Genomic DNA, 10,750 nt, shown 5'->3' with positions numbered 1-10,750 from the left:
CCCCGCTCCTGCAATCGTCACCGGACCGCCGGAAGCTACTGAGCTGAAACCGGCGCCAGTGCCAAGACCTCAACCACTGCCCCACAGTCGTCGCGCACCGGCACTGCGAGCATCACGCCGCAGTCCTCGCACCCCTCTCCTCGCTCCGGCCGGCCACTTTCGAAAGCCCGCGCAACGGGGCATTTCTGCGTGTCGGTGCATGAGAATAACGCGCCACACCTCATGCACTCCGGCATCGAAGCACCGTTGCCGTTACCGCACCAGGTCACTCGCCGCTGTAAGTCCACCGCGGCGCAACGGTAGTCCAGCGCTGTGACCAGGGCAGCCAGGCGCTTCTCAGACAGTCCCAGCGCTTCGGGACACGCCGGACGTTGCGGCTCGCCCTGGGCTTCACGGAAAGCTTGCCCGAAAAGCTCCACGGCGCGGTTGATAGCGCGTTCGACCCGGGAAACCGACCAAACCAGGAGACGCGCGTCGTCCCGGAACTCGGCCTCAATCACCGGGCAGACCACGTCGCAACCCATCAGGAGTGCATGCTGAATCTCTCCCGCGGCGAAACCCTGGGCAGCGCGCAGACCGGCGATGGCCTTGAGGGCAGCCTCCAGCTTCTCGAACTCGTCCTCAATGACCGCGGCGATCAGGCCGTCCAGCAAGGCCTCGGAACGGGCCTGGATCTCCTCGATCGATCGGCTCTGGTAGTGAGGGCTCGAAGCATGCACCCTTCGGGCCCAGTCTGCCGCGATCTCACTCTTGCGACTGCGCAAAATCTCCGCCAGCCTGTTGTCCACGCCGGTCCCTCCAGTCCCCCCTGCGTTTTCCTTCCCTCCAAAGGCGTCTGTCCCCTCCCCCGGCTGCAACGCGACTAGACAGGCGTGAAATCGGTGGTCGCATCGATCTTCCTGAGCATAGCCGCGATCAGCTTGATGGCGTTCTCGAGGTCGACCAGAGAGATCATCTCCACAGGGGTGTGCATATAGCGGTTTGGAATGCTGATGAGCCCGGCGGCGACACCGGCCCGGCTGACCTGGATAGCATTGGCGTCTGTGCCTGTGCTGCGCGGGCAAGGCTCAACCTGGTACGGGATCTTCTCCTTCCGTGCCGTGTCGATGAGCATTCTCCCAACCACCGGGTTTATGTTGGGTCCCCGGCCGATCGCCGGGCCACCTCCGATCTTGATGTCCCCGCACTGACCTGGATCCACGCCGGCGCAGTCGCTTGCGTGGGTGACGTCTATCGCAATACCCACCAAAGGCTCGATCCCGAAAGCGCTGGTCTGCGCGCCGCGTAGACCAAGCTCTTCCTGCACCGTAGAGACAGCATACACTGCGCAGGCAATTTCCTCTTTCTGCAGAAGGCGCAGGACTTCCATCGCTACGAACACGCCGGCCTTATCGTCGAAACCAGCCGCGAATCTCAAGTCACCAGCCAGGCTTTTCATGCCCAGCTCGAAGGTGACCGGATCCCCCACCTGGACGAGCTTCCCCGCCGCCTTTTTTCCGCACACGCCAATATCAATGTACAGGTCGGTCAGCTCGATCTTCCCCCCGCGCTCCTCGGGCTTCATGACGTGGACCGGCTTGCGCCCGATGATTCCGGGCACCGGACCATGTTCACTGTGGACGATGACTCGCTGTCCGGCGAGCACCGTGGGATCAACGCCGCCGATCTGGGCGAACTTGAGATACCCCTCGTCCGTAATATGCTGGACCATCAAGCCGATCTGGTCGCAATGCCCTGCCAGCATCACACGCGGGGTTCCCGACGGATTCTTGACCGCGATCACATTACCGTGCACATCGGTGCGCACTTCATCGGCGAGCTTCGCTGCTTCGTCTCGCACAATCTTTTGTACAGGTTGTTCGAAGCCAGATGGGGACGGCGTGCCCACCAACTGTTCGAGAAACGCAAGAGAGGCTTTCTTCATTAGGGACCTCCTGGGTTTTTCCTCACCAAGCGCCTTTCGACACCCTATAGCCTGACACCTTCCGTGCGTTTGCAGAGCAGAATCGAGGGCTTTTTGAGGCGGCTTCTGTTGGCTTGGGCGCGTATGGAGCGCGCGGTCAACGTCAGAACATACCTTGAGCAACTTTTGATTGTTATTTGCGCGACCAAGGATTGATTCATGATAGGCTTTTGGATACTATACTTGTGCACCAAGGGATACATGAACCCTCAGACATGAAGACCTTGTGCCAGCAGCGCGATAACTGAATATCAGACACAGCCCAAAGTCCAACTCTGGTGGCTCCGACTAAGGCCCCCCCCGGCCAGGTGTTGAAACCAAGGGCACCCACGGCAGAGCAGGTCGTCAAGCGTTCCTGCTCTTGGGTCCTCATTCGGATTTCCTCCAGATATCTATTCCAAAGCTCACGAGACGTATATACCTTGGTCATCTCGCTCCATGCGGATGCCAGGGGGGCATCATAAGGCATCTGCTTCCAGAATGCCATTAGGAGGAAGAAGCATGTTGAGCAAGTCCGGAACGGGTTTTCCCGCCGCACTAGTGGTGGTGCTGCTAACCGGACTGTGTGCGACCAGCTGGTCGCTGGGCACCAAGTCCGCCAGCAAGATCAGCGGATACGTGTTCACCGACGGGACAGGACCAGGCGCCTACGGCCTCACGAATGGCATGTGGGATGCGGGCGAGCAGGGGTTTCAGGGGGTCGCCGTGGGCTTGCGGCTACATTTCCTGAACGGGCCCAACGGCAACACGCCTTCCGTCTTAGAGCTGAAAAGCACCACGACGGACGCCAACGGCTACTATGAGTTCAATGCTCTGAACACGGCAGCCCAGTGGGCGGCCCTTGGGCGCAATGAAGCACGTTACGAAGTGTATATCAAGGTCAACGAATGGCCTGAGGCGGCCTATGGTCCGTTCTCAGCCCTTACCTGCACGACCGGTCACGACGATCCGGCTGGCGAGATCCTCAGCAAGCATGAAACTAATGCCCTGAAGGCATCGTACGGCAATATCGTTCTGGCCTATCCGCAAGTGCCCGGACAAGTCTTCAACTGGCCGACAGGCACGTTCCCTGGTTACCGCGGCTTCATGACCAAGAACAACGCCGTATGGCCGGAGCCGCCGTATGATTGGTCAACCGGCGAGCTGACCGAGTATTCCCAGGTTGCCAACGATATCGCCGGCTTCAAGGGTGACCATCGCAAGCATGTGGACTTCGGCTATACCATCGACACGCCTGACCTTCCGCCTGCGTCCATTGGTGACTTCGTCTGGCTGGACAAGAACAGGGACAACGTTCAGGACCCGGGCGAGCCGGGGGTGGCCGGGGCAATCGTCACCCTCTACGACGACAATGATGAGGTTATCGCCACGCAGACCACCGGCTCTGATGGCAAGTACCTGTTCCAGGGCCTGAAGCCCGGCAGCTACTATGTCTCATTCCAGCCGCCTGCCGGCTATGGCTTCGTTACCCCGAACGCCGGTGGAGATCGGGCACTCGACTCCGACGCGGATCAGGAACTCAGCAGCCCGAGTGTCCGCCGCACTGTGGCAACCGATCTCGCACCCAGTGAGCAGGACCTGACCTGGGACTGCGGTCTCTACCAGCTCCCTGCGGCCATCGGCGACCGGGTCTGGTTCGATCTGGACCGCGACGGCCTTCAGGACTCCAGCGAGCTTCCCGTACCCGGTATCACGGTGCTCCTGTGCGACGGGAACGGCGACCCGCTGGGGCCGACTGAAACCACTGATGAGAACGGCCTTTATCTCTTCGACGGCCTGGAGCCTGGCGATTACTCCATCACCTTTGTCAATCCCAACGCTTCCTTCGGGTTCACGAAGCAGAACGCTGGTGACGACGCGATCGACTCCGATGCCAACGTGGACGGGAAGACCGTGTCGACCACGCTCGACCCCGGCGAGACCGACCTCACCTGGGATGCCGGGCTGGTTGTCCTTCCGGCGGCTATCGGTGACTATGTCTGGCTCGATGCCAACGAGAACGGCATCCAGGACGATGATGAAGATGGCGTGTCCGGGGTGCTGGTCAAGCTGCTTGACGGCAATGGCGCCGAAGTAGACAGCATGCTGACCGATGAGGATGGGTTCTACCTGTTCGACGAACTGGAGCCGGGAGCATACTCGGTGAGCTTTGAGCTGCCATCCGGCTACAGCTTCACCACCCAGGACGCCGGTGACAACGCGGCAGATTCAGATGCGGCGTCTGACGGGACCACGGTCGGCACCATCCTGTTCCCCGGTATCACGGATCTTACCTGGGACGCCGGCCTGGTTCGCGAAGATGAGGACGAGATCACGATCGAGAAGACCGGCGGCAAGATGGTGGGCGAGTGCCACACCATTGGCTTCTGGAAGAACAACGCTCAGAAGATCCGAGACTGCAAGAGCGGCACGCAGGTTACCCGGACGCAGTACATCACGTGGCTGAACCTGGTGCGGGATTTCTACCTGGACAACCCCTACAAGAACCTGATCCCGGCAGCCATCCCTGGCGACAAGGCATCTGAAGACGCTGCTCTGACCGCGGCATTCAACATTATGTCCAGCAACAGCAATGACTGGACCTCCAAGACCCTGAAGCAGCTGCTGGCCTGCGAGCTCAACTACGTGTCCGGCGTCTTCGCAATGGCCGACGGCGCGGCACACTCTGCCTTCCTGCGGATGGCCGAAGAAGCCCTGAACACTCCAGGGGCCGATCTCGAGACTATCCACAACCTCGCGGATACCATCAACAATCTGGGCAACGCCAGCAGCGATCCTACCCCGGTAATTGGCAGCTACATGGCCTTCACCATCACGGTGCGCGCAGAACTCAGCGCTGCCCGGCAGGTTGAAGTGCGCGACTACCTGGACAGCTGCCTGAGCTTCGTGACCGCCAGCGCCGGCGGGCAGTTCGTGTCGGCCGGTGGCTATGTCAAGTGGACCGTTCCGCTGCCAGCCGGCCCAAGCGTCACCAACCTGGTGCTCGTCGCGAAGATCACCAAGCTCCCGGCCGGCGATGCCGGGGCTCCGAGCGGCACCGAATGGGTTGTAAGCAACGAGGTGGAGTTCGAGGTCTGGGACCAGCTTAGCGCGTCTGTTCCCAACTTCCAGCTCGTTCCGGCATCCTGGACTGGCAGCAGTATGGGCTCCATATCCTTCGCCTGCCATCCCGGCACCATCAAACTGACCAACATCGCCTACGCGAAGCTCGGTGACGAAGTGACGCCGCCAGCGAATCCCGAGAACCCGGGCAACCCCACCCCGGACAACTCCGGCGCCACTCCCGACCCAGTGGTGACGATCACCAAGGCCGTGTCCGATGATGAGGTCGTGGTGGGCGACACCATCATCTACGCTCTGAAGGTGACTGTGGAAAACGGGCCCGCAACGGTTACAATCTGGGACAAGCTCCCGACCGGACTGAAGCTGGTCGGCGCGACACCGAGTGCACAGTACATCAGCTCCAAGCGCACGGTGGTCTGGAAGGACGTTACATTGGAGACCGGCGACCATTACTTCCTGATCAAGGTCAAGGTGGAGGACTGGCGCGAGAGCCGGCAATGCTCCGTCGAGGCTGACAGCGAAGCCCGCATTGACTTCACCTGCGGCAGCGGTGGGTACAATTGCGGAAAAGAGAAGGTCTGCACTCTGTCCAACACCGCTTACGTCGGGATCGACGGCGAGGTTACCAAGAGCAACACTGTCAAGGTGGATGTGTACCGCCAGAAGAGCTCCAAGCGGACTCGCGACCGGCATCGCTGGGGGTGCTAATGGTCGCCCGCCTTGTTCCCGGGCTCCCTTCACCGCTTTCAAGGCGGTCGAACGGTCCTTCCTCTGAGGGAGCCCCCGGGGGGGGGCCTGGGACCGAATTGCGCGAAGTGAGGTCGAACGGCAGGACTCGCTTACGAACTCGCTGAACGCCGGCCGCCTTGAACATCTGCGCACCTGACTGGCTCCGCCCCAAGCGGAGCCAGTTCAGTTCTGGGCCCTGGGTATCCATGCAGGTAGAGAGTGGATGGAGGGCGAAAGGCCTCCAAGTGGCATCCGGCCCGGAGCATCAGCCTGATCCCGGCCGCTCTTGCGAATGCTTTGGAGTGGTGTTCTTGACCGCCGCCATCCCCCTCTTGACGTTCGTGCTTTCTTCTCTGGTCCTTCCGTCAGTCACCTTCGCAATAGACGACTACGGGGCCGAAGTGTCCCGCCTGGAAGACGCAGGTGAGATCGAATCGGCCTTCCAGGCTGCCCGCAAATGGATGGAGAATGAGCCAGACAACCGACACGCCCTCCAGGCCTGCGGACGTCTTGCCATGCGCTGTGGTGCATTTTCAACCGCTGCGGACTGCTACGAAGCTCTCCTGTTCCTCCAGCCCGACCCGGACGTCAGCGTTCGTCTCGCATCGGCACTTCACGAGATCGGTCGGGCGGATGAAGCCCTGTCCATCTACCAGGACGCTCTTGCCATGGACCGCGCCAACGTCGCTGCCCACGTGGGCATCGGACGCATTCTACTGGATGACCCCGAGCGTCGCTTCGAGGCACGCCTTTCGGTAGATTTTGCTCTCGCCGCAGCGCCCGAGATGGCCGACGCGCTGACCGCCAGAGCGGAAGTGGATCTTGCGGAGTATGACACATCAGGAGCCCTGCAGCGCCTTCTGGATGTGATCGCACGTCACCCGGATGCTGCCCGCGCTCGATTGTTGGCCGGGAAAATCCTGGCGCAACGGGGCCAGACAGCGCAGGCCCGGGAGCACTGGCTGGCCTTCACCCGCCTGGAGCCCTGCCGGCCCGAGACGTGGGTCCTGCGCAACAACCTCTACCCGCTTTACGAAAGCTCCCTGGAGATTCGCGGGAACTATTTCCTGTTCTCCCCCGACGGAACACAGATCGCGTACACAGGTGCCGGTGCCACCGCCAATAGACAGCTCCTGGTCTGCTCGGCCGCGGCACCCCAGGATGCCAGGCCGCTCCTCACCGTGGACGGCTACCCTTCGGGCATCGGCTGGTCACCGGACGGGACGCGTCTGGCATTGCGGTCGTACCACGAGGTAGAGAAGGATGGAAAAAAGACCTGGGAATACGAGCTTCGCACCGTCAACGCAGACGGCACCGACGTGCGGCTCGTACACTCGGGGCAGTCTGTTGGCATCCCATGCTGGCACCCTGACGGAAAGCGCCTGTGCTTCGACGGATACGTGCCCCGCAGGGGTCGCGGCATTCTAATCGCCCAGGACGCGGTGAACGCGCCGCAGGAGGTGCTGGTCTCTCCTCCACCCGGTTACAGCTTCCAGCATATCACATGGAGTCCGACGGGGACCGGCTTCGTGACGCTCTCTGTCACATACACTCCCGAGCGCCTTTGGCGGCTCTCTTTCCATCCCGCCGACAAACCCGACAAGACCAACGTGCTCGTGGAGGACCCGGAGATCATCTACTACCCCAGCTTCATGCCCGACGGCAAGTCGATCCTGTTCCTCATGCGCAATGCCCGCAAGACCTACGACGTCTACGCCACGCCGGTTGATGGCTCTCTACCACGCCCAGCGTGTGCTTTCAAGGGGACGTACTACGCATCCCCTCCCTCCGCTGGTCCGGATGCCCGGCGCATCCTGGTGTATTCGGCCGCCGGAGCAACGCTGGTCACGGTCTCCGGTCTGAACTGATCGCAACTCAACCGTCCCGGTTGTTTGCGGAGGAATTCCAACTTTCCCCGTCGAAAGCCATCCGGCTCCCACGGAACGCAGCGTCTGCGCTCCGTTGGCTGCCCTACCCAACAGCATTCGAGGTGCACCATGTCTGTTCGCGCCTGGCAGAACAAGATCGGCATCCCCACCTACCCCCTTGGCCCCGAAGACCCCAATCCGCCATTTCAGCGGCAGAATAGCTCGTGGGCGGTCTACCCGTACCCGCTCCAGGATGATGTGCTGGAAGGGCCGCCATCAGTGCGTAAGTGGGTGGCGCTGCACCTTGAGAATGACTTCCTCCATTGCATTGTTCTTCCCGAACTGGGCGGGCATCTGTACTCGTTGTACGACAAAGTCTGCAAGAGAGAGGTTTTCTACCGCAACAATGTGATCAAATACGGTCTCGTCGCTACCCGCGGTGCCTGGATCTCCGGAGGGATCGAGTTCAACTTTCCCATGGGGCACACGTATACCACCGTCGACGCGGTGAGTTGGAGCTTGGAACAGTGGAAAGACAGCGCGCAAATCAGTATCGAAAATACGTGCCGAGTGAGCCGAATGGAATGGGTGGTTGACCTTCTCCTGTATGAAGGCGAACGCGCCCTGCACGAGCAGGTGACGCTGACCAATCCCATGCCCTACAAACAGCGGTACTGGTTCTGGAACAATTCCGCTGTGCCGGCCAGGGATGACCTGCGGCTCGTGTATCCGGCACGCAAGGCCAGGGTCTCCGGCGGCATTGTTGACTACCCCGTCAAGGCCGACGGAACCGACATTTCCCGCTACACTGCTCATGATCATGCCGATGACATCTTCACCCTGGACGTTCGTGAAGATTACTTCGGCTGTCACTATGATGACATCGACTTCGGCATGGTGCACGTGGCCGACCGTCACGAGATGCAGGGGAAGAAGTACTTCACCTGGGGCACCGGCGATGATGGCATGATCTGGGTGGATCTGCTCACGGACGAGGATGGGCAATACGTCGAAATCCAGTCCGGCCGTTACGAAACCCAGAGCATTTGGGAGTTCATCCAGCCGAACGAGACGGTGCGACTTGACAGTGTGTGGATGCCCGAACACGGCATGGGTGGCTGGGTCTGCGCCGACGAGGGCGGAATTCTCAATTTCCAGCTCATTGGGGACCAGATTCGTGTCGGCGCGCTAACGACCACGGAGTTCGAGGGCGCTGTACTGGCGCTCACGCACAACGACGTCACCGTCTGGTCAGCTGAGTTGTTGGTCGGGCCCAGAGCGCCCTTTGCCGCGACCATCCCGCTTCCCGAGGGGGCCGGTCCGGACAGCCGATACAGGCTGGAGCTTACCCACCACGAGATCGACGGCCCGATCATCGCCTACAAGCACCCACCTTGGCACATGTGTCAGCCGAAAGTTGCGGAGACCGGCGAAGACAAACCCCGGCAGCCGCCGTCAGAGGAGCACGCGAACTGCGAAGAGCTGTGCGTTCTCGCCAACTCCGCCCTCAAGCGTTTGGAGCACTCTCGGGCGCGCGATCTTTTCACCCGTGTCCTGAGCATCGACCCCGGGTTCTCACAGGCGCATATCGGCCTGGGCCTTCTCGATATCCGCTCCGCAAAGTACGAAGACGCAATCGCCCACCTCGAGGAGGCTACCTTCCGCAACCCCGATTGCGCCGAGGGTTGGCATCTCCTTGGCGTGGCGCGCCGACGGGCGGGAGATCTACTCGGAGCCGAGGACGCCCTGGCCCGCAGCATGCGAACCATGGAAGGCCACGTATACTCATTCCCCGAGCTAATGGCCACCATCAGAGATCAGGAAGGGCCCGGGGAGATGCTGGATCCCGGCGTTCTGCCGTATGGGATTGCGTCGGGACACGCCTTGCTCACTGGCGACCTGTTCCTCCCACCGCCTGGAATCACGCCGGAACAGGGGCTGCGAGGGTTCATCAAACGTTGTCGCGGCGATGTCGAACGATGGCTTGAGTACGCGGTCCGCCAAGAGCCCCGTGTTGCAGTGAGAGTCATGGAGCTCGCCCTCGAACACTGTCCCGGCGCTTCCAACTACCCCATGACCCAGTATGTCCTCGCCTGGTTTTACGAGAAGCTGGGGGAAAAGGATCGGGCAGACCGGGCCTTCGAGCGCGCGGCGGCCTGCCCCGTGGATTTCTGCTTCCCCAGCCGCCTGGAAGAGGTGCCGGTCCTCGCTCGCGCGATCGAGGCTAATCCTTCCGACTGGAAAGCCCGGTACCTCTACGGCAACCTTCTTGCTTCCCTCGACCGTGGCGAGGATGCCATGGCACAGTGGCGCGCAGCGCTGGAGATTGATGACTCTTTCGCCGTGTTGCATCGCAACCTGGCCTACGGCAGTCTGGCCTGGGAGGACAATGCGGAGGCATCGGCGACCCATTACCGGAACGCCATCGCCCGCAATCCCCAGGACTACCGCTACTACCTGAGCCTGATCCAGGTCATGGGCGACAAGCTTGGGGCCAGTGATGATGAACTGTGGCAAGTGCTTGCGAGCAGTCCCCCTGAGGTCAGGAGCAAATGGCAGATAGCCGGGCGTGAGGCCGAACTTCTCGTCCGCCTGGAACGGTTCGATGAGGCTCTCGCGCTGCTCACCTCCCACCGCTACTTCCCGTGGGAAGGCGCCCATCACATGCGGGGCCTTTGGACTGACTGTCTCTCTGGCCGCGCCCGGAAGCACGCGGAATCCGGCGACCACAGAGCTGCCCTCGCCGATCTCGAGCTTGCCCTGACCTACCCCCGCAATCTCGGCGTGGGCAAGCGTTCCCGAGACTCTGACGCCCTTCTCTACTGGCTTGCTGCGGAGCAGGCAGGGGCCGTCGGGGATGCAGGGCGCCGCTCTCAACTGCTGGAGGCAGCGGCGGCCGAGCCCCACGGACACAACCGCGACGCCGACTGGTGGCAGCTTCTGGCTCTGCGGGAGCTCGGCCGCACTGACGAGGCCTCCGCGCTTGAGGCCGAACTACGGGCCTGGGCCGAGGAACATCGCGATCACCCGCGCGCGGGCGCGACTGCACGAACGATTCTGGACCGTTTGGCGGAATAATCAGACGTCAGAATGATGCATTGCGAAGTTGAAGACCGGAGGCCGCGAC

5 protein-coding genes are annotated in these 10,750 nt (G+C 61.6%); 3 read left to right on the top strand and 2 right to left on the bottom strand.

The genetic code is table 11. The features are described 5' to 3' along the window. Nucleotides 1-35 precede the first annotated feature (35 nt). A complete protein-coding gene (locus HPY44_07700; GenBank protein NSW55879.1) occupies nt 36-788 on the bottom strand; it encodes an RsbRD N-terminal domain-containing protein in 753 nt (250 codons plus the stop codon). 74 nt (nt 789-862) lie between these two features. Further along, nucleotides 863-1,924, bottom strand: a complete 1,062-nt coding sequence (locus tag HPY44_07695) for a M42 family metallopeptidase (GenBank protein ID NSW55878.1) — start codon at nt 1,922-1,924, stop codon at nt 863-865. A gap of 540 nt (nt 1,925-2,464) precedes the next feature. Between HPY44_07695 and HPY44_07690 the strand changes: the two genes are divergently transcribed. The 3 genes from HPY44_07690 to HPY44_07680 all read left to right on the top strand — a co-directional run bounded on the left by HPY44_07690 (nt 2,465) and on the right by HPY44_07680 (nt 10,701). Beyond that, a complete protein-coding gene (locus HPY44_07690) occupies nt 2,465-5,734 on the top strand; it encodes a hypothetical protein (GenBank protein NSW55877.1) in 3,270 nt (1,089 codons plus the stop codon). Nucleotides 5,735-6,066: 332 nt separating this feature from the next. Continuing rightward, a complete protein-coding gene (locus tag HPY44_07685) occupies nt 6,067-7,623 on the top strand; it encodes a PD40 domain-containing protein (protein NSW55876.1) in 1,557 nt (518 codons plus the stop codon). A gap of 129 nt (nt 7,624-7,752) precedes the next feature. Then, a complete protein-coding gene (locus HPY44_07680; GenBank protein ID NSW55875.1) occupies nt 7,753-10,701 on the top strand; it encodes a DUF5107 domain-containing protein in 2,949 nt (982 codons plus the stop codon). The last annotated feature ends 49 nt before the right edge of the window (nt 10,702-10,750 follow it).

It is taken from the genome of Armatimonadota bacterium, from assembly GCA_013314775.1.
GTDB lineage: Bacteria > Armatimonadota > Zipacnadia > Zipacnadales > JABUFB01 > JABUFB01.
This window is presented reverse-complemented; position numbering and strand designations above follow the sequence as displayed.

Bases quoted from the DNA above. Each gene is read 5' to 3' on its own strand.
- HPY44_07680 (NSW55875.1), top strand. From the start codon at position 7,753: ATGTCTGTTCGCGCCTGGCAGAACAAGATCGGCATCCCCACCTACCCC.
- HPY44_07695 (NSW55878.1), bottom strand. From the start codon at position 1,924: ATGAAGAAAGCCTCTCTTGCGTTTCTCGAACAGTTGGTGGGCACGCCG.
- HPY44_07690 (NSW55877.1), top strand. From the start codon at position 2,465: ATGTTGAGCAAGTCCGGAACGGGTTTTCCCGCCGCACTAGTGGTGGTG.